The sequence below is a fragment of the Hymenobacter sp. UV11 genome, from assembly GCF_004684095.1.
Lineage (GTDB): Bacteria > Bacteroidota > Bacteroidia > Cytophagales > Hymenobacteraceae > Hymenobacter.
Genome location: NZ_SRII01000002.1, coordinates 225,524 through 248,592, shown reverse-complemented (window position 1 = coordinate 248,592; position 23,069 = coordinate 225,524). Strand labels below are relative to the sequence as shown.

The following is a 23,069-nucleotide window of genomic DNA, read 5'->3' as shown; positions in this document are numbered from 1 at the left end:
CGTTGTAGCCGGCCAGCTGCGAGGTGCCGGCATCGTAGGAGTAGCCCAGCGTAAACTGCTCGTAGCTGAGGCCCACCATGCCCACCACCGAGTCGAAAGCGCGCCACGACGCGCCGAACCACAGCAGGTCCTTGTACTTGAGCTTGGCGTTGAGGTCCACCGAGAGCGGGGCAGGGCTCACCACCTTAACCAGCGCCGACGGCACCACCGACCAGTCCTCCGAGAGCGGCAGCCGCACCCCGCCCGTGAGGAAGTAGTGCCGCCGCAGCGAGTTGCCGGGCGCGCCCGCATCGAGTTGGTTGGGCCCGTAGGAAAAATCGAGCTTATTGCCAAAAAGCTGCGCGCCCGACACGCCCACGTAGAAATCGGGGCTGTACACCCACAGGCCGGCCGTGGCATCTATCACTCGCGAGGCGGCGCTGGCCCCCACGGTGGTGGGGTCGTAGAAATGCAGCATCTGCCCATCGACGGCAAACTGCTGCATGCCCACCGCTACGCCCAAGGCCGCCCGGATGTCGCGCGTCAGCCGCAGGTTGTAGGCGTAGGAACCGTAGAGGCTGGTGCGGCTCGTGGGGCCGGTCACGTCGTTATACACCAGGCCACCAATGGCGTGAAACGGCCGCTGCCGGTCGCGCAGGGGGTGCTTGCCGGTGCCACCGCGCCACGGCGCCAGCGAGGAGCTGCCACTGAGGTAGAAGGTACGGGGAGCGCCCTCCAGGCCTACCCACTGGGTGCGGTAGCTAGCCTTGAGGTCAATGTAATCCTCCACGCCGGTGGCCCCGGGGTTGAGGATGTAATTGTTGTTCATGTACTGGCTGTACTGCGCCTGCTGCTGGGCCAGGGCCGGCACGGCGGCCAGTAGCAGCGGAAACAGCAGCAGGGATAAAGCTTTTTTCATAGCTGAAATTGCCTGAGAAGTAAGTTCGAGAGGTTGGTTGCCGGTTGTTGCTTGGTAGCTGATGATTAGTGGCTGTCACTGCGAGCATGTCGTTTGCGTAGGTCCACTAATCATCCGCTTAATACAGAATGGTAATTGACCCGGCGTAGGACCGGCCGAGCGGGCCCTTCGTAACGACGACGTAGTAGTAGGTGCCCACCGGGGCGGGCTGGCCATTGATGTCGCCGCGCCACTCGTTGGCCCGGCTGTAGTTTTCGGCCGAGAAAATCTTGTTGCCCCAGCGGTTGAATACACTCACGGTATTGTCGGGATATTGCTCGATAAACTCAATCTGCCAGGTGTCGTCGCGGCCGTCGCCGTTGGGCGTGAACGCGTTGGGAATACGGATGGCCGGGCGCACAGTCACGGTTACCTGGCTGGAGGAGGCACAGCCCCCTACCCCGGCCGAAAGCGTGTAGGTAGTAGTGACCAGGGGAGCAACCAGAGGTTGCAGCTGGTTATTGCCCGGAAAGGTGAGCCCCAGCGCCGGCGTCCACGTTACGGGGTAGGTGCCATCGGCAGTGCCTTCCAGCAGCACGGACGAGCCGGCCAGAATCTCCTTATCAGGACCAGCATTCACAGCTACCGGCGGCTGAATCCGCACCACCACGCCGTTGGAGACGAGCGTCACGGCCTGGCCGCAGGCGTCGGCGGTGCGCAGGCGCAGCGTTACGGTTTGGCCGGCGCGCAACGTGGTGCTGGTGAAGACCGGGGTAGTGGCCCCGGCCACGTCGTTGCCGTTCACCTGCCACTGGTAGGCGGGGGTAGGGCCGGCATTGGTCACGCTGGCAATGCTGAACGTGAGCGGCGAACCTATGCACACCGGCGCATCGGGCTGCACGGCAATGGCGAGCGTGGGTTGCGGCGTGGGCGTGCGCGTGACCGTGACGGTAGCCGTGGCCCCGCCCGTGGCGCACAGCCCCACCGTGGGCGTTACCTGCACCCGCACCTGGTCGCCGGTGGCCAGCGTGCTGCTGGTAAAGGTGGGCCCGCTGGCCACGGCCACGTTATTGACGAACCATTGGAAAGTGGGCGCGGTGCCCGCGTTCGTCACTACGGCCGCAAAAGTGAGGGCCGTGCCGGCGCACTGCACGGGCGGGGCCGCCAGGCTCACGGTGGGCGTTACGAGAGGCTGCACCTGCACCGCCACCACGTTGGAAACGTCCGTGGAGCAAGTGCCGGTACCCGATGTGACGCGGCGCCGGAAGTACGTAGTGGCCGTGAGTGGGCCCGGCGCGAACGTCGAGCCCGTGGCGCCAGCGATGGCATTCCAGTTCGAATTATCTGCGGAGGCCTCCCACTGGTAGGCAAACGTGCCCGTGCCGCCGCCGGCCGCGCCGGTGCTGGTGAGGGGGGTAGGCGTAGCGCCGGCGCAAATAGTCTGGTCGGCGGCAACGGTGCCGGCCGTCAGCGCCGGCAATACAGTGATGGTTACGGAGGCCGAATATTCGGGGCCGCACGGCCCCGACGTTACCCGGCGACGGAAGTACGTAGTGGCCGTGAGCGGGCCGGGCGCGTAGTCGACCCCAGTGGCCCCGGCAATGGCGGTCCAGGTGCTGTTATTCGGCGATGATTCCCACTGGTAGTTGTAGCTGCCCGTGCCGCCGCCAGCGCCGGCCGCGCTGGTAAGAGCGGCGGGGGTAGCGCCGGGGCACACCGTTTGGGCGGCCCCAATGCTGCCCGCCGCCAGGGCCGGGGTTATGGTAATGGTCACGACATTGGACACGGACGGGGTGCAGGTACCTGCGTTTACCCGGCGCCGGAAATAGGTCGTAGCGTTCAGGGCACCCGGCGCGTAGGTTTCGGCCGTGGCCCCACCAATAGCCGACCAAGTGGTATTATCCAGCGACGATTCCCACTGGTAGGCAAATGTGCCCGTGCCGCCGCTGGCCGGGGCGCTGCTTGTGAGCGGCACAGGGGTAGTGCCCACACAAAGCGCCTGGTCGCTGCCAATGGTGCCGGCAACCAAGGCCGGCAGCACGGTAATGACCACGGCGGGCGCATACACCGGCCCGCAGTTTCCTGACGTGACGCGGCGGCGGTAGTACGTGGTGGCCGTGAGCGGGCCGGGCGCATACGTTGCGCTCGTAGCCCCGGCAATGGCGGTCCAATTCGAATTATCTGCGGAGGCCTCCCACTGGTACGCAAACGTGCCCGTGCCACCCGTGGCATCACCCGTGCTGGTGAGGGGGGTAGGCGTATTGCCGGCGCACACCGTCTGGTCGGCGGCAATGGTGCCGGCCGCTAGCGCGGGCAGCACCGTGAGGGTCACGGGCGCCGCATATTCCGGGCCGCACGGCCCCGACAGCACACGGCGGCGAAAGTACGTGGTGGCCATGAGCGGACCGGGCGCGTAGGTTTCGGCCGTGGCCCCGTTGATGGCGGTCCAGGTAGTGTTGTCCGGCGACGACTCCCACTGGTAGTTGTAGCTGCCCGTGCCACCGCTGGCCGGAGCGCTACTCGTGAGAGCGGCGGGCGTAGCGCCGGGGCACAGCGTCTGGCCGCTGCCGATGGCGCCGGCTACCAGCGCCGGGGCTACGGTAATGGTCACGACATTAGACACGGCCGGGGCACAGGCAGTGCCCGAGCTGGCCCGGCGCCGGAAGTACGTCGTGGCGTTTAAGACACCCGGCGCGTACGCCGGCCCGGTGGCCCCACCAATAGCGGCCCAAGTGGTATTATCCGCCGACGACTCCCATTGGTACGCGATAGTGCCCGTGCCGCCGCCAGCATCATTGGCGCTGGTGAGGGGGGTAGGCGTGGCGCCGGCGCACAGGGCCTGGTTGGCCGCAATGCTGCCGGCCACTAGGGCGGGCGTCACGGTGATGGTGACGGTGTTAGTTGGGGCGGTAGTGCAGGCGCCGGAGCGCACCTGGCGCCGGAAATACGTGGTGGCCGTGAGCGGGCCGGGCGCGTAGGTTTCGGCCGTAGCGCCATTAATAGTCACCCAAACGGTATTATTCGGCGACGCCTCCCATTGGTAGGCAAACGTGCCGGTGCCGCCCGTGGCCGGGGCAGTGCTCGTGAGCGGCGCGGGGGCGCTGCCGGCGCACACTGTTTGGTCGGCGGCGATGCTGCCCGTAACCAAGGCCGGCAGCACGGTAATGGCTACCGAGGCCGTAAACGTAGGAGTGCAATAAGGCCCCGAGCCGCTGGGTAACAGCAGCTGCACGCGCCGCCGGAAATAGGTCACGCCAGCCGGCAGCGAAGTGCCAGGCTGGTAGCTAGCCCCAGTAGCCCCAGCCACGGGGCTGAACGTGGCATTATCTGCTGATGATTCCCACTGGTAGGTGATCGGGAGGTTGGCATCGCTCGTCGCAGCTACGGTGCTGGTGAGCGCGGCGGGCGCGGTGCCAGCGCACAGCGTCTGGGGGCTGGCAATACTGCCCGGCTGGGGAAGGTCTGGCACCAGAATACTGCCCGAGCTTTCGCGGCAAAAGCAATCGGTTGTGATGCGCAGCGTTACAACGTAGGTGCCGGGCGTAGCATACACGTGCACAGGATTCTCCTCGGTGGAAGTGGCACCGTCGCCAAATTTCCAGGAGTAGGTTTTCCCGTCAAAGTCAATGGGCGGGGCCTTGAAAGTGATTTCCCGGCAGCCCGTTATCTCGAAGCTGGGGCCCACGCGCAGCAGCGAGCTTTGGTTGAAGTTGACCAAACCCAAGCCACTCAGGCGGCCGCCCAGCTTCAGGCTATCATCGGCGTAGGCCACCTTGGCGCCCAGCGAGTCGGGGTAGGGAATGAGGCCCAGGGCGGGCTGGTTGTTGCGGGCCACGTAAATCTTGCCATCGGGCGCGGCCTGCAGCGAGCCCAAGTCGGCGGACATCTTCTGCTTGAGCGGAATGTCCAGCTTGGTCACCGGCCCATTGCCACTGATATCATATTGCAGCAGCTTGGGCGGGTTCATCACCGTGGCGTAGAGGTAGCTGCCGGGCGAAAACCCAACCCCATAGTATTTCCCCTCGCCTTTGTCCACCACGTACGGAACCTGGGGGTTGGCGCTCACCTTGCCCGTGCCGGTATCAAACCCAAACAGCTCGACGGTGCTGCTGCTGTCGCCGAGCACTTCGCTGTAGCGGGCCAGGGCCAGCTGCTGGCCGTTGGGCGTCACTTTCATCTGGCCCTTGTAGCCCAGGGCCGCCACGCTCGGCGCGTGTAGGCTGCCGACGGTTGAAATAATGGGGGTAGGGTCTACGCCGGTTCCCAAGCGCACACGGTAGGCCAGGAAGGCGTCGCCCCGGTTGTCGTTTCCGGCTTTGGCAGGGCCCCAGCCGTGCGTGATAACCCAGATATCGCAGCCGTTTTTGTGGAATACGCCCGTTAGCTTTTCCGCCGTGCCGCGGGCCAGGGGCGTGTTTTTGGTAGCGAGTGTAACGGTGCCCGGCCCGCCACCCGCCGGCAGCACAATTTCTGAATAGCTCAGGCCCACGGTGCTATTGAGCGTGAAAATGAGGTAGCGCATCGGCTGGCCCGGCAGCACGATGCCCGGCACCTTGAGGGGTAGGGGGCCGTCGGTGGTGAAGCGGCTGCCGGCCAGGCCCGTACCGTTGGTCATCACGGTGCCGTCAGCGTTCCACACGGTTTCGCCGTTGCTGTAGAAGAGAATTTTACCGTTGGCATCCGACATTATCCCCGAGCCGGCGGGGGCATCCATCTGCCCATCGGTGAGCACCTTCGGCAGGGAGTCGGCCGAGGCCTGGTTGAAATCAAGCCCCGCCTTAAAGCCGAAGTACCAGGTGTTGGCGAACTTCTCATCGGCCGCGCACTCGGGCGGCGGCGTGGCCTGCGCGCGGGCGGTGGTGGCCGCGCCGCTCAGCAGCAGCAGGAGTAGCGCCAGCAGCCAGCCGGCTGCCGGCCGCGCCCGCCCGGTGGGGCCCTGGCGGCGGGCGCTGGCTGGCTGGCCGGGGGTAGCAGAAGGCAGGCAGGAAATACGGGTACTAAACAGGGCAGGGGGCGGTAGCTCTGCGGGCATAGTGGGGCAGGTAAGTGGGCAAACAGGTAAGCGAGTACTCCAGAAGAAAAGTGCCACTCGCCACCCCTAAAGGAGAGCCTGATGGCCAGTTAGCGCTAAAAAAAGCGCTTCCAGCCACTTTCAGTAAAGCTACGCACGGCCAGCCAGTTTTGTACAAAGCCATGCCTGAATAGTGCTAAAGGCTACTATTTATCACTGATTTTCGGCCCGCCCGGCCCCTACCCCCCTCTCTACTACTTGCCCCGCCGAGAACGCGGCTGCTTTGCGGGTTCGGCAACCGGGACGCAAGCCGACGTCAGTAATTTTAGCCTCACAGCAGCTAGTAGCCGAAAGCAGCCACCGCTACTTAGCCATAAACTGCTCCAAAACAGCGCGGTACGTGTCGGCCTCTTCGAACCAGGGGAAGTGGCCGCTCTTTTCGAAAAATACGATTTGCGCGCCCGGAATGGCCTGCTTCAGGCGCCAGGCGGTGAGGGGCGCCACGTTCATATCGTAGCGGCCGGTCAGCACCAGGGTCGGAAAGGCGAAGCCCGCCAGCTTGGGCGTAAAATCCTGGGTCGCCGCATCGGCCGATACGGCGGCCGACACCGCCGGCTCCAGGCCCAGCGTGCCGGTGGCGCCCAGCTTCCGAAAGTACCGGTCGCGCTCAGTAAGCGAATAGAAGAGCAGGCTGAAGTGGTCGCGTAGCGACGCCTCGGCCGCCGCCTGGGGCGAGGCGCCGGCCTGGGCCGCCTGCTTTTCGCGGTCCATGGCATCCGGAAAAACTTCATCGAATAGGTGCACAATGGTGCGCAGGTTGCTGCTGGCCGCATCCGAGAGCACCAGCTTGGCCATGTGCTCGGGATGGGCACTGGCGTAGGCAATGGCGAGCAGACCGCCGTAGGAGTCACCCAGCAGGATAATCTTGTCGAGCCCCAGGCCCTGGCGCAGGGCGTCGAGGTCGGCCACCTGGGCAGCCAGGGTTTGGGGCGCGCCCGCCTGCACCGGCTTGGAAGCGCCGGTGCCCCGCTGGTCGTAGAAAACCACCCGGCGCTGGCGGGCCAGCTGCTGCCAGATATCGGCCGGCAGCAGGTAAGCATGCGACAGCCCCGGCCCGCCATTCACCACCAGCAGCGGCAGCGCGGCCGCGTTGCTACCCCACTGCTCGTAGCCCAGGTCTACCTGCGGCGTGTGGATTTTACCCAGCTTATGGGGCAGTGCCTGGCCGTAAGAGGCCGCCGGCAGAGCAAGCCCAACCAGCGTGTAAAGCAGCAGGCGGGCGGTGCGGAATAACTTCATAGGAAGACGGAGCTAAAGTTCGGTATCCGTAAAAGTAGGCTAGCCACCCGCCGCCAGCCCTCCCCTACCCCCGCACCAGCTTGCTGCCGTCCCAGAGAGGTAGCACCTCGGGGTAGATGTCGATTTTGGTGCAGAATACGAAGTCGTCGTTGGCCTCTAGGGCGCGCAGGCGGCGCACGGCGGCCGATTGCAGCAGGTAGCCGGGCAGGTCGGCGCGGGCGTTTTGCCAGAGCTGGTAAGCGGCCAGCGCGGCGTCCGACTGCGTGATGTCGAGGCCGTGGGGCAGCAGGCGCTCGGCTAGCGCGCCGCCCAGCAGCGTGTCTTCGAGGCAAAACTGACCCTTCCAGCCGGCGGCCACCACGATAATATCGCGCTGCTGCGCCAGGCAAAAATCGGCCACGGCGGCCAGGTTCAGGAAGGCGCCGCACACGATGGCCTCGGCCGTCAGCGACAGGCGCAAGGCTTTGGTACCGTTGGTGGTGCTGATGGCTAGGGCGCGGCCCCGCACCGGAAAATCTTCGTGCAGCAGCTCGAAGGGCGAATTGCCCAGGTCGAAACCCTCGGCCGGCACGCCGTCGCGCTCGGCGGCCGTCACGCAGCCGTGCTCACGGCCCAGGGCGGCGCACTCTTCCAAGGTGCTCACGGGGTATACTTCGGTCATTCCCGCCGCCAGGGCCGTGGCAATGGTGCTGGTGGCGCGCAGCACGTCCACGATGACGGCCACCCGGCCGCGCAGGTCGTAGAGCTGCAGCAGGTCGGGCGAGTAGCAGATGTCGAGTTTCATGTAATCAGGGATTATGCTATTGATAAGAACGCCCGTCATTGCGAGCGCAACGAAGTGGAGCGCGGCAATCTTTCCTTGGTCGTTCGCAACGCTGGATTACTAACCCAGGCGTGCAGGAAAGATTGCCGCGCTCCACTTCGTTGCGCTCGCAATGACAAACGATTGTATGGGCTACCCCCCTACCCCTCCTCCGTGCCCGGCACCAACGGCAGCTTGCTCACCGTGGCGGGCAGGTTCTTGCCGCGTACCTGCACGAAAATGGGCGTGCCGGGCGCGGCAAACTCCGTTTGCACGTAGCCTAGGCCAATGCCTTTGCTGAGGCTCGGCGACTGCCCACCGCTGGTCACCTCGCCGATGGGCGCGCCTTGGGCGTCTACGAGGGGGTAGTGGCTGCGGGGCAGGCCGCCGGGGCCGTCCATGACGAAGCCCACCAGCTTGCGCGTGACGCCGGCCGCTTTCTGGGCCTTGAGGGCGGCGCTGTTGGTGAAGTCTTTGGTGAACTTGGTAATCCAGCCCAGGCCGGCTTCGAGGGGCGAGGTGGTGTCGGTGATGTCGTTGCCGTAGAGGCAGTAGCCCATTTCGAGGCGCAGCGTATCGCGCGCGCCCAGCCCGATGGGCTTGATACCAAAAGACTTACCCGCGTCCATAATCTTATCCCACACGGCGGAAGCGTGCTCGTTGGGCACGTACAGCTCGAAGCCGCCCGCCCCTGTGTAGCCCGTGGCCGAGATAATAACGCCCGGCGCATCGGCAAACTCGCCCTGCACAAAGCTGTAGTACGGAATGGCCGTCAGGTCCACGGCGGTAAGGGAGCGCAATGCGGCGGCCGCCTTGGGGCCCTGCACGGCAAAGAGGCTGAGCTGGTCCGACAGGTTTTCCATTGCTACCCCCTCGGTGTTGTGCTGTTGCAGCCAGCTCCAGTCTTTGTCAATATTGGAGGCGTTGACAACCAGGAAGTAGTCTTCCTCAGCCAGCATATACACGAGTAGGTCGTCCACGATGCCGCCGTCGGCGTTGGGCAGGCACGAGTACTGCGCCTTGCCGGGCGCGAGCTTGCTGGCGTCGTTGGAAGTAGTGCGCTGGATGAGGTCGAGGGCGTGCGGGCCGCGCAGCCGAAACTCGCCCATGTGCGACACGTCGAACATCCCTACCCCCCGCCGCACGGTGTGGTGCTCCTCCAGGTCGGAAGAATAGCGCACGGGCATGGCATAGCCGGCAAACGGGACGATTTTGGCCCCCAATTGCTGGTGGGTGGCGTGCAGGGCAACGGTTTTGAGCGGGGTGGCTTCCATGAAAAAGAGGGGGTAGGCAGAAGAAGGGCCAGCTGAGCCCGGCCGGGGCAAAGCTACTTCGCGCCTGCGCAACGCGCCCGGCCGGCCGCCTACCTTTGTGCCATGACCCCCGCAGCCATCAAGCAAGACTTCGAGTCTGCTCTCGTAAAGCATTTTTCCTTTAAAGCCCGGCTGCGGTCCTTTCTGCATGGCAACGGCAACGAGCAAGGCCCCCTGCGCGACCCCGAGCAGTGCAGCCTCGGCCAGTGGATAGCCGAGCGCCGCCAGGGTGCCTACCGCCACCTGCCCGAAATACGCGAGCTTGACCAGCAGCACCGCCTCATTCATCAGCAGGCCAACCGGCTCATGGACCTGCACCTGGCCGGCCGCAAGGAAGAAGCCCAGGCGGGCTTCAGCGAAGTGCAGGCCCTGGCCGACCGTATGATGGTGGTGCTCCAAACTATGGAGGCCAAACTGCGTACTGCCCAAGCCTGAGAACGCGGCCGGCCGTCATGAAAATTAACCTTACTACCAAAATATTTGCCGGCTTCTTACTGCTGCTGGGCTTGTTCGCGGCGGTCGTAATCGTGAACTACCGCCTAGCCGAGCAGGTGCTGCGCAACTCGCAGCGCGTGGAGGCCTCGCAGCGCACCTCGGCCGATGGCACTACGCTGCTGCGGAGCATCATCGACATGGAAACCGGCTTTCGGGGCTACCTGCTGCTGGGCAATGAGCAGATGCTGGAGCCCTATTACAACGGTGAGCGCGACCTGCTGCACCGTTTCTCGACCCTGCGCGACGAGCTGGCCAACGAGCCAGTACAGCGCCAGCGCCTCGATACAACGCAGCACCTGTTTCAGCAGTGGGCCGCTTACACCCACCTGATGGTGAGCGAGAAACGCGCCGCTCACCAACGCGATAGCAGGCTACAGGGCCTCAACGGCATGCCCCACGCCCAGCTGGCCGAAGGCATGGCGGGCAAGCAGATAATGGATGCCATCCGCTTTCAGATGGGCAACTTCGACGTGACGGAAAACAGCAACCGTCAGTTTCAGCGCCAGCGCCTGACCGATAGCATTACGCGGGCCCAGCGGCTGTCGGGGCTGATAACGGGCCTGGCGCTCGTGTTTGGGCTGTTTTGGGCGGTGTACATTGTGCGGCTGCTAGCCCGCCGCCTGCGCGGCATGGTGCTGCTAGCCCGCCGCCTGGCCGAGGGCGACTACAAGTCGCAGCTCGTGGACCACGAGAACGACGAAGTGAGTGAGCTAACTACTACGCTCAACACCATGGCGCGCACTATTGACCAGAACATCAGCCAATTAGAAGGTCGCAACCAGGAGCTGGACCAGTTTGCCTACGTGGTGTCGCACGACTTGAAGGCGCCGCTGCGGGGCATTGAGAGCGCCTCGCGCTGGATTGAGGAAGACATGGGCAAGGACTCGCTGCCGCCCCACATCCGCGAGTTTCTGGCCCTGATGCGGCAGCGCGTGCACCGCATGGAAAACCTGATTACCGGCATCCTAGCCCTGGCCCGCGTGGGCCGGGTAGCCGAGGCCGACGAGGCCGTGTTCGTGCGCCAGCTGCTGCGCGAAATCACCGATACCATCGGCCTACCCGACGGCATGCAGCTGGAGCTGCCCTTCTTCCTTCCTACCCTGCCCACCAACCGCACCCAACTCCAACAGGTATTCAGCAACCTGATTTCCAATGCGATAAAGTACCACGACAGCCCCGGTACGGGCACCATCCGCATTGGCTGCGAAGACCTGAACGACAACTTCTACCGCTTCTCGGTGCAGGACGACGGCCCCGGCATCGCACCGGAATATCATGAGCGAATCTTCATCATTTTTCAGACCCTCGTGGAGCGTGATGCGCTTGAAAGCACGGGGGTAGGGCTGGCCATTGTAAAAAAGATTGTGGAGCGCCAGGGCGGCCGCATTTGGGTCGAATCAGCTGAGGGTCAAGGGGCTATTTTCTTCTTTACCTGGCCCAAGAAGCCGGTGGCTAAGGCTACCTCCGCGAGCACCCAGGCCGTGCCGGTGGCGCAACTGGCCACCATGGCTAAGTAAGCCCACCATATCTTTTCCAACTACCTCTGCGTTAGTATAGGCCAGCCTATTTTTTGGCACCGGTCCGTCTCTTTCTATTATGTCCCCCCTTTCATCGCCTGCTACGCCTACCATTCTCCTTGTTGAAGACGACCAGATGGACGTTATGAACGTGCAGCGGGAACTTCGCAAGCAAAATATCAACGTGCCGCTGACCCACGCCCGCAACGGCCGCGAAGCCCTGAACATGCTGCGCGGCGAGAACGGCGAACCCAAGATAGCCCGCCCCAGCCTGGTAATGCTCGACCTGAATATGCCCCGCCTCAACGGGCTGGAGCTGCTCAAAATATTGCGCGAAGACCCCGAGTTTAGTAACCTCAACGTGTTCATTATGACCACTTCCGACCTCGACGTTGACCGCTCGGGGGCTAGCAGCCTAGGCGTGAGCGGCTACATCATTAAGCCCCTTACCTTCGACTCGTTTGGCGGCGAAGGTGGTGGTACCATCGACGGCTTCAGCCTGTTTTTGGATTTGCTGAAGCTGAAGCAGTAAAAGAACGTTCTGCTGTTTCGCGGTGCTTGTCGCCCGCTAGTAGCGCGAACTTTGTAGTTCGCGTCCCCGCGCCGTTCGCATGGTCTTAACGGCGCGGGGACGCGAACTACAAAGTTCGCGCTACTCGTTCTGCGTAACGGCAGTTATTCAGTTACAGCAGCCGGAAGCTCATGCGGTGGTGGGGGGTAGGGCCGTGCGCGCGCAGTGCGGCGCGGTGGGCTGCCGTAGGGTAGCCAGCATTCTGCACCCAGCCGTAAGCCGGAAACTCGGCGGCCAGCGCGCTCATGTGCTCGTCGCGGAATGTTTTGGCCAGGATAGAAGCCGCCGCAATATGCCGGAACCGGCCGTCGCCGCCCACGGCGCAGGTGTGCGCCAGGCCGGGGTAGGGCCGAAAGCGGTTGCCATCGACCAAGAGGTGGGCGGCGGACACGGCCAGTGCGGCTACCGCCCGGTGCATGGCCAGGTAGCTGGCCTGGGCAATGTTAATCTCCTCAATCTCGGCCACGGTGGCCTCGCCCACGGCCCAGGCTACGGCCTCGGCGCAAATAATGGTGCGCAAGGCCTCGCGGCGGCGGGCCGTGAGCTGCTTGGAATCGTTGAGAAACGGCGGGTCGAAATCGGGGGGTAGGATGACGGCGGCCGCGAAAACGGGGCCGGCCAGGCAGCCGCGCCCGGCTTCGTCGAGGCCCGCCTCGTGGGGGTGGCCGGTGTGGGTGGCGAGCAGGCCCACCACCGGAGTTTTAGGAAATGGTAGCAGCATAAAGGCGAGGCGCCGCCCGGTGGGCCGGCGCCCGCAAAGGTCGGCCGGTACGCCTCAGAACTTTAGCACTTGCAGGAAGAACACCTGCCGCTCTTCGCCGCGGCCGGGCCGCAGGCGCTGGAAGCCGCTGGCCAGGTACTGGTTGTTGGCCCAGGGCAGCAGGTCGGGCTGGTGCACGTCGAGCACCTTATCGGGCGCTTCGGCCGAGGAGGTGAGCAGCTCTACCTTGGTATCGTTGGGGCTGGCGTCGCTCTGGCTGATACGCTTGTAGTGCAGCTCGTTGTCGAGCATATAGGCCAGCATGAGGCGGCCATCGGCCAGCTGTAGCGGCTGCACGGCTTCTTCCAGCTCGGAGCGCACCACGCCGGGACCCACCACGTAGTTATTGTCCCAGAGTAAGTTACCTCTTTTATCGAAGCCACACACCAGCACGTGCGTGGTATGAAAGCCCACAAAGGTGCGGCTGGAGCCGTAGCCATTGCCCAGGCTGCTGTAGCGCCCGGTGAGGGGGTAGGGGCTCATCATCATGAGGGGGCTGCCGTAGCTGGAGTAGCTGTACTGCGGCGTGTAGACCTCGGCCACCAGCGTGTAGCCGCCGTCGGGCTGGCGCAGCAGCTCGTGCAACAGCAAGTGGTAGTGCCAGCGCAGGGGGCTGGCGGCGCGGGCCTCGCGGCGGGCGGTACGGTCGTGCAGGCGCACCTGGCGGTCGGGCCCCAGGTAATCGAAAAAGTGCCGGAAGCGCTTGAAATCGTAGAACCGCAGGGCCGGCTTGGCGCTGGCCGTATTATCGGCGCGGCTGGTGAGGTCGGTGGCAAACAGGCCCTGGGCGTAGCGCAAATCGCGCAGGCCGTAGGTGCCGGCCAGCAGGCGGGTAGTAGTGTCTTCGGGCGAGCTGAGCTGGGCTGTGAGCAGGCTGCGCTCGCTCTCGGTTTGCACCAGCTCGGAATTGAGCAGCTCGCCACGGCTGGCTGAGAGGCGCTTGAGCAGCAGGCGCTGCTTGCGGCCGTTGCTTTGGCTGAGCACAAACTCGGCCCGGCCGGCGGGGCGGTCGGCCACGCTGGTTAGCTCGGTGTTGAGCGGCTCGTAGAGGGAGGGTAGGAACTGAAACTGCCCGTTGGCCACGTCGAGCAGCAGCACGGTCTGGTGCTGCTGGTCCGAGAGGGTCACGTTCACCAGCAGGCGGCCGTCCATGGCCTTGAGGGCCACCACGTCGCGGCACAGCTTAGTATCGAACTGCTGCAGGCGCACCTGGCCGCCGCGCACGTCGTAGGCCACGGCCAGCAGGCGGCCCGGCGTTTCGGGGGCCAGCAGCAGGGCATACACAATGCCCGGCTCGGCGCACACGCGCTTCATCTCGAATTCGGGCCCAATCTCCACCGCCACTTCATTGCGCAGGTGCAGGTTAGCTCCGTAGTGCTGAAATACATAGCGCGGCTTGCGCGTGCCCGGCGGCTGGTGCCGGATGAAGAGCACCACGGCCGTATCGGCGGGCAGCGACTGCACCTGCACGTCGTCGTTGGCCGGGTCGAGCAGCAGCTCGGCGCGGGCCACCTGCACGGGGGCATCGGGCGGCGGCGAGGGGGTAGGGCGCTGCGCCAGCGCCAGCAGCGGCAGCCAACTTACCAGAAGAGCGAAGAAGTGTTTCATAGCGAGCTCCGCAACACGGCGCCGGCGCAAATAGTTGACCGGGCTCTCACGAAGATACCCTTTGGCGGCGGCTTTTGCAATAGCCTGGCTGGCACGCATGAGCGTGGGCAGCGCCAGGCATTTTGGTGGCCCGCACGGGCCGCCTGTAATGCGCATACGCCTATTTTACGATTTACGTGCTAGCTTGCCCCACGCAGGTGCATTGGCTACTTTCTCAGCTGCTTATCAACCCAATAACTCCCTTTTCTACCTCCTACCCCCGGCTATGTCGCTTACCATTACCAACCTCTCCAAAACCTACCCCAACGGCACGCAGGCGCTGCGCGGCGTAAACCTGACGATTCCGACCGGGATGTTTGGCCTGCTCGGGCCCAATGGCGCGGGCAAAAGCTCGCTCATGCGCACTATTGCCACTTTGCAGGATGCCGACACGGGCAGCATTATGCTCGATAACATCGACGTGCTGCGCGACAAGGAAGCCGTGCGCCGGGTGCTGGGCTACCTGCCCCAGGAGTTTGGGGTGTACCCCAAGGTGAGCGCCGAGGAGCTGCTCGACCACTTCGCTACCCTCAAAGGCATCGCCAGCGGCCGCGAGCGCAAAGAAATGGTGGCGGCGCTGCTGCACCAAACCAACCTTTACGACGTGCGCAAAAAGCACGTGGGCGGCTACTCAGGCGGCATGAAGCAGCGCTTTGGCATTGCGCAGGCGCTGCTGGGCAACCCGCGCCTCATCATCGTGGATGAGCCCACGGCCGGCCTCGACCCGGCCGAGCGCAACCGCTTCCACAACCTGCTGAGCGAGATTGGCGAAAACATTATCGTCATTCTCAGCACGCACATTGTCAGCGATGTAAGTGACCTGTGCCGCCAGATGGCCATCATCAACAAGGGCGAGGTGCTGCTCACCGGCGACCCCTTGCGGGTGATGGAGGCCCTGCGCGGCCGGGTTTGGAAAAAGCTGATTGAGAAGGTCGAACTGCCCGCTTTGCAGGCTAGCGAGCGCGTCATCAGCTCGCGCCTGTTTGCGGGCAAAACGGTGGTGCACGTGCTGGCCGACAGCGCGCCCGACAGCGGCTTCGAGGTAGTGAGCCCCGATTTGGAGGACGTGTATTTCAGTGAGATAAGCGGCCGGTAGCCTCCCCTACCCCCCTTGTCATGCTGACGAAGGAAGCATCTTATCACGGCTGCCTTCGCCAGAATTACTACACCATGCGGCGCGGAGGTGATAAGGTCCTTCGCAAGCTCAGGATGACAACCTTTTATGTTTTTACCCATACTTCTTTTTGAACTGAAATACCGGCTGCGGCGGCCGGCCACCTGGATTTACTTTTTGCTTCTGGCGCTGCTCGCGGGCCTGCTGGTGACGGCGGCCGGTGGCGGCTTTGGCACCGGCGTGAGCGTGAGCCTGGGCGGCGACGGCCAGGCGGTGAAAGTCAACGCGCCCTTCTCCGTAACCATCACCCTGGGAGTGCTCAGCACGCTGGGCGTCATCGTGGCCTCGGCGCTGATGGCCAACCCCGTGTACCGCGACTTTGAGTACCGCACCTACCCGCTCTTTTTCACTACCCCCATCACCAGGGCCGGCTACCTGGGCGGGCGCTTTTTGGGGTCTTATCTGGTGGCCGTGCTGGTATTCAGCGGCCTGGGAATTGGGGCGGCGCTGGCGGGCCTGATGCCGTGGGTGGAGGCCGACCGCTTTTTGGCGCACACCCCGGCTGGCACCTACCTGTGGCCCTACCTGGTTTTTATCTTGCCCAACCTGTTTTTTAGCGGGGCCATTTTCTTCACCACGGCCACGCTCACGCGCAACATTCTGAGCACCTACATCGGCTCGGTGGTGCTGCTGGTGGGCTACCTCATTGCCTCGGCCTACCTCTCCGACCTGAAGAATGAGCACCTGGCCGCCACGCTCGATGCCTTTGGCCTGGGCGCCATCGACCTGACGACCCGCTACTGGACGGCGGCCGACAAAAACACGCGCCTGCTGCCGCTCAGCTCCTTTGTGCTGCTCAACCGGGCCTTGTGGCTGGCGGTGGGGGTAGGGCTGCTCGTGCTGTGCTACGCCCGGTTTCGGTTCTCAGCCTTCGCCTCGGATAAAGCGCCTAAGAAGGGCAAAAAAGTAGCCGCCGCGCTGGCCGACGACGATGCCGTGGCGCCCGCCGCCGGCGCGCTGCGGCTGCCCCGCGTGGCGCAGCTCTTCACGCCGGCCATGCACCTGCAGCAGTGGTGGAGCCTCACGAAGCTGGAGTTTCGGGGCATCGTGCGGAACGTGTATTTCGCGGCCATTGTGGGGGCGGGCGTGATTTTTTTGCTCGCCAACGCCTCGCAGATTGGCAAAACCTTCGACGCCACCACCTACCCCGTTACGGGCCAGGTGATTACGGTGCTCAGCGGCACATTCTTTCTGTTTCTGCTCATCATCATCATCTACTACAGCGGCGAGTTGGTGTGGCGCGAGCGCGAGGCCGGCGTGGCCCAGATTACCGATGCCGTGCCGGTGCCTACCTGGGTGCCGTTTATGAGCAAGCTGGCCGCGCTGGGCCTGGTGCAGGTGGTGCTGCTGACGGTGGTGCTGCTGTGCGGGCTACTGGTACAAACGGCGAAGGGGTATTTTCACTACGAAATCGGGCTGTATCTCAAAGCTTTATTTGGCCTGGAGCTGCCCTACCTGCTGCTGCTGTGCGTGCTGGCCATGCTGGTGCAGGTGCTCGTGAACAACAAGTACCTGGGCTTTTTCGTGATGATACTGTATTACGTGGCCAATATTTTTCGGAGCCAGCTGGGGTTCACGCACCGGCTGCTGGCCTACGGCGGCGCGTCGGGCGCGCCGCACTCCGACATGAACGGCTACGGCCACTTTATGCCGGCTTTTTGGTGGACGAAGCTGTACTGGGTCGGCTGGGCCATCTTGCTGGTGCTGCTGGCCAACCTGCTGTGGGTGCGCGGCACCGACACCACGGGCCGCCTGGCCGAAGCGCGCCGCCGCTGGGGCGCGGGCAGCACGCTGGCGGCGCTGGTGGGGGTAGTGGTAGCCATCGCGGCGGGCAGCTTTATTTTCTACAACACCAACATCCTCAACCAGTACCAAACGCCCAAGCAGCGCGAAAAGCTGCAGGCGCAGTACGAAAAGCAGTACCGCCGCCTGCGCGACGTGGCCCAGCCGCGCATCGTGGCTGTGGACCTGAACACTGACATTTACCCCGATACGCGGCGGGTGCATTTTCAGGGGCAGTTTATGCTGGTGAACAAGCACGCGCGGCCCCTCGATACGGTTATCGTGAGCCTGCCCATGGAGCAGCACCCGCGGGTGCGGCAGCTGGCGCTGGGCCAACCCGGCGCGGCCACGCTGGTGCTGAACGACAGCAGCCTCGGCACGCGCCTCTACCGGCTGGCCCGCCCGCTGGCTCCCGGCGATTCCCTACCCCTCACGATGAGCATCGACTACCGCGAGCTGGGCTTCCCGAACAGCGACCCCAACACGGACATCGTGGGCAATGGCAGCTTTATCAGCTCGGGCTACCTGCCTAGCCTGGGCTACCGCGAAGGCGCCGAGCTGGGTAGCGACCAGACCCGCAAAAGCTACGGCCTCAAGCCCAAGCCCCGCATGGCCCCCGTAGGCGACCTGAAGGCGCGCCAGAACACTTACATCAGCCAGGACGCGGACTGGATTCGCTTCCGCACCACGGTGAGCACCACCGCCGACCAGACGGCCGTCGCCCCCGGCTACCTGCAAAAGGAATGGACCAAGGACGGCCGCCACTACTTCACCTACGTGATGGACCGGCCCATGCTGAATTTCTACACCTTTCTCTCGGCCAGGTACTTAACTTATAAAGACAAGTGGGTGGACTCGGTGGGCCAGCGCAGCATTCCCATTACCATTTACTACCAGCCGGGCCACACCTACAACCTGGCCAGCATGGCGGCCGGGGCCAAGGCCTCGCTGGCGTATTGCTCGCGCAACTTCTCGCCCTACCAGCACCAGCAGGTGCGTATTCTGGAATTCCCTAACTACCAGTCCTTTGCCCAGAGCTTTGCGAATACCATTCCGTATTCTGAGAGCATCGGCTTCATTGTGAAGGTGGACCCCAAGGACCCCGACGACCTGAACATTCCCTTCTACGTGACGGCCCACGAGGTGGCGCACCAGTGGTGGGCGCACCAGGTAATCGGCGGCAACGTGCAGGGTAGCACGCTGATGGTGGAGTCGATGGCCGAGTATTCGGCCCTGATGGTGGTGAAGCACCGCTACGGCTACTTCGCGATGGAAAATTTTCTGAAAATCGACCAGCGCCGCTACCTGCAAGGGCGGGCGTTTGAGCGCAAGAAGGAGGTGCCGCTGGCCCTGGTCGAAAACCAGCCCTACATCCACTACGGCAAGGGCTCGGTGGTGATGTATGCCCTGCAGGACTACCTGGGCGAGCAAAAGCTGAACGCGGCCCTGCACGACTACGTGCACGCCGTGGCCTTTCAGGGGCCGCCTTATACCAATTCGACCGAGTTTATCAGCGCGTTGCGGCGGGCCGCGCCCGACTCGCTCCAGCAGTTTATTACCGATAATTTCAACCGCATCACGCTCTACGAAAACCGGGTGACCGACGCAGCGGCGAAGAAGCTGCCCGATGGCCGCTACCAGGTCAGCTTCACGGTGAAGAGTGAGAAATTCTACGCCGACAGCACCGGCAACCAGCGGCCGGCCGCCGAGCACGACTACGTGCCCGTCGCCGTTTTTCCGGCCCTTGGCCCCGACAAGAAGCCCCTACCCCCCCTGCTACTCACCAAGCGCCGCCTCGTGGCCGGCGACAATAAGCTGCAATTCATAGTAGTCCAAAAGCCAGCCTCCGTGGCCGTGGACCCCTACCACGAGCTGATAGACCGCAACCTGGACGACAACACGAAAGACGTAAAGTAGTGAGCAGTGAGCAGTGAGCAGTGAGCAAAAAAACTGTTCATTGTTCATTGTTCATTGTTCATTGTTCATTGTTCATTGTTCACTGCTCATTGCTCCCTACCCCTCCCCCAGCGCCAGCACCACGTCGAACTCGTCGGGCGTGACGGGCGTCACTGACAGGCGCGACTGCCGGATGAGGCCCAGCGCGGCCAGCCGGGGCTCGGCCTTGAGGGCGGCCAGCGGCACGGGGCGGGCCAGCGGCGCGTGGGGCCGCAGGTGCACGGCCACCCAGGGGCTGCCGGCCTCGGCGGTGGCATCGGGGGCGGCGGCGGCGTGCACCAGGGCCACGCCCACCACGGCTTTCTGGCTCACGCTGTGGTAAAAAAGGGCTAGGTCGCCGGGCTGCATGGCTTGCAGGTTGTTGCGGGCCTGGTAGTTGCGCACGCCGGTCCAGTCGGTGCCGCCGTCGCGCACAAAGTCGGCCCAGGAATACGCTTCGGGTTCAGATTTAACGAGCCAGTGGTTCATGCTCGCAAAGGTCGGGGCAGCGCAACCACAACGGCGCAGGCTTTACTTTTATGGCTCTATTGGCTACTCCCGTCCAGCTTGCTGATGCCGAATTTGGCTTGGCTTCTGGCACGGTGGCGTTAGCCCAGCCCTCGGTAATGAACAGAATCTACGAAAAGCTTTCGCCCAAAAAACTAATCTTTACCCACGTCTGCGAGGTAGGGGTTTACATTCCGGAAACATCTAACGTACTGGAGTTTATCAGAGATGGAGTGCGGGCTACGCTAGTGGAAGCCGACCCCGAAGTGGCAGAAAAAATTCGGGTAACTTTCGCTGCCAATAACGTGCGCGTGTACCCGGTGGCAGTTTGGGATACCACGGGTACGCTTCAGCTTTCTAAAGCGGCCTCGTCCACGTTTGCCACGGCGCTGCCCAGTAGCCCGGCCCGCGAAAACGACCGCTACCACGTGCGCGAAGAGCTGACGTTTGAGGTACCCTGCGTACAATTTTCTGAAATCGACGACGGCACCATCGACTTGCTCAGCGTTGATATTGAGGGTGCCGAGTGGTACGTGCTCAAGCACCTGCGCAGTCGCCCCAAGGTGCTCTCGCTTGAAACGCACGGTAAGTACTACACCAACCCGTATATGCCGCAAATCAGCGACTGGCTGCACCACCACAACTACGTACTCTGGTATAAAGATGGCAGCGACAGCGTATATATCGCCCAGGGGCTGTTTGCTGTTAGCTTCTTGGACAAGCTAGAAACCCGGCAGGCGGAACTACTTATTCGCTGGAAAAAGCTGAAACGGATTTTTAAAAAGAAATAAACCAGCTTTTCGCTTACCGTTTTTCCGGCCGGGGCCGGCTTCGCCTAAGTCGGCTCGAAAATTCATGGCGCACACCGTCGCCTTTCCTAAATGCGGAGTTTTTTTTCTGAAAGCCGGGTACGGTACCTAAGCGTTGGCTGGAGTCTGCTTATCGTGGTGGGGCTATTCGTTTCGGATGCCGTGCGGGTGTTGCCGAGCATTGGGGTGGCCGGGCTGTTTGCGACGGGCCTGGGCTACAGCGTAGCGCACCGGCGCATTGCGCAGCGCGTTTACTGGCCCGAATTGCTGAGCTTTACCTTGGTGTACGCGCTGCACCTGGCCACGGGCCTGTGGTGGGGCCACCTCACCGAGCCGGCCCTGTGGCAAGACCTCCTGCTGGAGCTACCCTTTGTGCTGCTGCCAGTGGCTTTTTTACTGCTGCCCACCTGGCCGCCAGCGCATAAGCGCACGGTGTGGCTGGTGCTACTGGGCTGCTGCCTAGTAGCGGCCACCAGCGCCACGGTCAACTACCTACGGCACGTGCAGGCCATCGACCACCTGTACCTGGAATCGCGGTTTATGCCAACCGAGCCAGACCATATTCGCTTTAGTCTGCTGGTGAGTATGGCCGTGCTGGCGAGCACCGTGCTGCTGTTTCATTCTGAGCTGCCGCGCTGGCTGCGGCCAGTCGTGCTGGTGAGCGTGCTATTGCTATTCCTGTTTCAACATCTGCTGGCTGCCCGTAGCGGCTTGGTTACGCTGTACGCGGGTGGGGCGCTGTGGCTGGGCTGGCTGGGCTGGCAGCTAGGGCGCTGGCGGGCCATGCTGCTAACCAGCGTGCTGGTGGCTAGCCTGGCCGGGGCCTCGCTCCTGCTCTTTACTACGCTGCAAAACAAGATTATCAACACGCGGGTAGATGCCGGCAAGCTCGCGTCGGCGGGTGCGGCCAACAATTTTTCCGTTACGGGGCGGGTATACTCCTATCAGGTGGCCGGCGTCGTCATCCGCGCGCATCCACTACTGGGCGTGAGCAAGCTCCGGCTCGCCGACGCAATGGCCGAGCAGTACTCGTATATGTTTCCGGCCATCGAGCGTGACCATTACCTGCTGCCGCACAACCAGTTTCTCTTCAACCTGGCCGCATATGGCGCGGTCGGGTTACTGATTTTTCTGCTGGGCTTCTACTACCCCCTGCTGGTAGCCCTGCGCCGCCGCAATATCTTGACACTGCTCATGTACGTGATTGTCTCGGTGTCTTTTCTGGTCGAATACACCCTGGAAACTAATATCGGCGTGCTCACGGGGCTATTCTTTATCCTGCTGGCCGCCGCCCCCGAGGGGCCGGCCCCAGTTGTGCCGCGCCCGGCGGTGAGCCAGTAGTTTTACGCCATGCTCGGTTCTTTATTCGCCCGCTTGCGTCAGTTTAGCCGTCAGCGCCGCCAGGCGCGCCAGGTGGCGCTGCTGAACCAGACCGACGCCGCGGCCCTGGCCTCACAGGCTACCCCCGACCCGGCGCGCGTGCTGATCGTGCGCAATGATTCTATTGGTGACTACCTGCTCTATCGGCCCTGGCTGCGCCAGCTGGGTGCCGAAGCCCGCGGCCGCGGCCAGCGCCTGACGCTACTGGCCAACGCCCTCTGGGCGCCGCTGGCCCAGGCCTGGGATGCCGACCTGGTGGAGCAACTTATCCCCGTCGATTTTGGCCGTTTCACTACTGATTACGCTTACCGGGCCGAAATCCTGATGCTTATCGGCCGGACGGGCTTCGGGGAAGTGCTATACCCGGTACACGTGCGCGAGCCGGCAGTAGAGAATTTCATTCGCTTCCTGCGCGCGCCCGTGCGCGTAGCTAGCCAGGGCACCCACGTGCTTGGCTCCTGGGTGGCCCAGCTCAATGCCGGGTACACCCACCTACTGCCCAGTACCCGCGCCGTGCTGCACGAGTACTACCGCAACCAGGAGTTCTTTGCGCACTGGCAACAGCTTATGCATCCCGCAGCGGCCCCTACCCCCCCCCGAGCTGCCCCGCTGCTGCTGCCCGCTACGGTGCCCCAGGCAGCAGCGACGCTGGCGGCGGCCGGGCCGTACCTGGTGCTTTTTCCGGGGGCCAGCGCCCGGCAGAAGCGGTGGCCCACCCAGCGCTTTGCGCAGCTGGCGCGCGGCCTGCATGCGCGCTATGGCCCACGCTACCGCCTGGTGCTGGCCGGCAGCCCCGCCGACGACGCGCACGCCCGACGCATTATGGCCCTGGCCGGGCCGGGCGTGCCCCTCGATAACCGTTGCGGCCAAACCGACCTGCCTGGCCTGGCCGCGCTGCTGGCCGGAGCCAGCCTGCTTATCAGCAATGACACGGTGGCCGCCCACCTGGCAGTCCAGGCGGGTACGCCCTGCCTGGTGGTGCTTATGGGTGAGAACTACGGCAAGTTTTTTCCCTACCCCCCTGCCCTGCTGCGGGCGCCGTGCCGCTGCCTGTTTCCGCCCAGCCAGGAAGCCCGCTTCGCCCAGGGCGATTTTAGCCCGCCCGCCCGCGACCCGGCCATTGGCCGCATCTCGCCAGAAAAAGTACTGGCGGAAGCGATACCACTGCTTACTGGGCAGTGATTAACGAA

At 63.7% G+C, this 23,069-nt stretch carries 16 protein-coding genes; 8 read left to right on the top strand and 8 right to left on the bottom strand.

The features are described from left to right. From E4631_RS03605 to gcvT, 5 genes are all read right to left on the bottom strand, one after another. The coding region (locus E4631_RS03605; RefSeq protein ID WP_133657366.1) for a type IX secretion system membrane protein PorP/SprF at positions 1-898 on the bottom strand (898 nt) is incomplete at its 3' end. Between the two features lie 118 nt (positions 899-1,016). Then, on the bottom strand, positions 1,017-5,909 hold the full coding sequence (locus E4631_RS26895) for a gliding motility-associated C-terminal domain-containing protein (RefSeq protein ID WP_133657367.1): 4,893 nt from the start codon (positions 5,907-5,909) through the stop codon (positions 1,017-1,019). Positions 5,910-6,251: 342 nt separating this feature from the next. Beyond that, positions 6,252-7,187: an alpha/beta fold hydrolase gene (locus E4631_RS03595; RefSeq protein ID WP_133657368.1), complete on the bottom strand. Its 936-nt coding sequence runs from the start codon at positions 7,185-7,187 to the stop codon at positions 6,252-6,254. Between the two features lie 64 nt (positions 7,188-7,251). Further along, positions 7,252-7,971, bottom strand: coding sequence for a 2-phosphosulfolactate phosphatase (locus E4631_RS03590; RefSeq protein ID WP_133657369.1), 720 nt, complete (start codon positions 7,969-7,971; stop codon positions 7,252-7,254). 179 nt (positions 7,972-8,150) lie between these two features. Then, complete coding sequence (gene gcvT / locus E4631_RS03585) at positions 8,151-9,263, bottom strand: glycine cleavage system aminomethyltransferase GcvT (RefSeq protein WP_133657370.1); 1,113 nt, start codon at positions 9,261-9,263, stop codon at positions 8,151-8,153. Between the two features lie 102 nt (positions 9,264-9,365). Between gcvT and E4631_RS03580 the strand changes: the two genes are divergently transcribed. The 3 genes from E4631_RS03580 to E4631_RS03570 all read left to right on the top strand — a co-directional run bounded on the left by E4631_RS03580 (position 9,366) and on the right by E4631_RS03570 (position 11,846). Beyond that, positions 9,366-9,737: a CZB domain-containing protein gene (locus E4631_RS03580; protein WP_133657371.1), complete on the top strand. Its 372-nt coding sequence runs from the start codon at positions 9,366-9,368 to the stop codon at positions 9,735-9,737. Positions 9,738-9,754: 17 nt separating this feature from the next. Continuing rightward, on the top strand, positions 9,755-11,314 hold the full coding sequence (locus E4631_RS03575; RefSeq protein ID WP_240734652.1) for an ATP-binding protein: 1,560 nt from the start codon (positions 9,755-9,757) through the stop codon (positions 11,312-11,314). Between the two features lie 79 nt (positions 11,315-11,393). Then, positions 11,394-11,846 (top strand): response regulator, encoded by a 453-nt coding sequence (locus tag E4631_RS03570; RefSeq protein ID WP_133657372.1) that lies wholly within the window; start codon positions 11,394-11,396, stop codon positions 11,844-11,846. 151 nt (positions 11,847-11,997) lie between these two features. On the opposite strand, the gene E4631_RS03565 is transcribed toward E4631_RS03570, so the two are convergent. Together E4631_RS03565 and E4631_RS03560 are read right to left on the bottom strand one after the other, a co-directional pair. Next, a complete protein-coding gene (locus tag E4631_RS03565; RefSeq protein ID WP_133657373.1) occupies positions 11,998-12,606 on the bottom strand; it encodes a ribonuclease HII in 609 nt (202 codons plus the stop codon). A 54-nt stretch (positions 12,607-12,660) separates the two neighbouring features. After that, positions 12,661-14,253 (bottom strand): hypothetical protein, encoded by a 1,593-nt coding sequence (locus tag E4631_RS03560; RefSeq protein WP_133657374.1) that lies wholly within the window; start codon positions 14,251-14,253, stop codon positions 12,661-12,663. 265 nt (positions 14,254-14,518) lie between these two features. On the opposite strand from E4631_RS03560, the gene E4631_RS03555 reads away from it, so the two are divergent. Both E4631_RS03555 and E4631_RS03550 read left to right on the top strand, forming a co-directional pair. Continuing rightward, entirely contained in the window at positions 14,519-15,388 is an 870-nt protein-coding gene (locus E4631_RS03555) for an ABC transporter ATP-binding protein (RefSeq protein ID WP_133657375.1), read from the top strand. A gap of 126 nt (positions 15,389-15,514) precedes the next feature. Further along, entirely contained in the window at positions 15,515-19,165 is a 3,651-nt protein-coding gene (locus E4631_RS03550) for a M1 family aminopeptidase (protein WP_133657376.1), read from the top strand. A gap of 96 nt (positions 19,166-19,261) precedes the next feature. Here the strand turns inward: E4631_RS03550 and E4631_RS03545 are convergent, their stop codons facing one another. Then, on the bottom strand, positions 19,262-19,672 hold the full coding sequence (locus E4631_RS03545) for an EVE domain-containing protein (RefSeq protein WP_133657377.1): 411 nt from the start codon (positions 19,670-19,672) through the stop codon (positions 19,262-19,264). Positions 19,673-19,809: 137 nt separating this feature from the next. Here E4631_RS03545 and E4631_RS03540 point away from each other — a divergent pair, with 137 nt between their 5' ends. The 3 genes from E4631_RS03540 (at position 19,810) to E4631_RS03530 (ending at position 23,061) form a co-directional block, all read left to right on the top strand. Continuing rightward, positions 19,810-20,481, top strand: coding sequence for an FkbM family methyltransferase (locus E4631_RS03540; RefSeq protein ID WP_166648070.1), 672 nt, complete (start codon positions 19,810-19,812; stop codon positions 20,479-20,481). 90 nt (positions 20,482-20,571) lie between these two features. Further along, the gene (locus tag E4631_RS03535; protein ID WP_133657379.1) at positions 20,572-21,840 is read left to right on the top strand and encodes an O-antigen ligase; all 1,269 of its coding nucleotides are present in this window, start codon (positions 20,572-20,574) and stop codon (positions 21,838-21,840) included. Between the two features lie 9 nt (positions 21,841-21,849). Next, a complete protein-coding gene (locus E4631_RS03530; RefSeq protein ID WP_133657380.1) occupies positions 21,850-23,061 on the top strand; it encodes a glycosyltransferase family 9 protein in 1,212 nt (403 codons plus the stop codon). Positions 23,062-23,069: the final 8 nt, after the last annotated feature.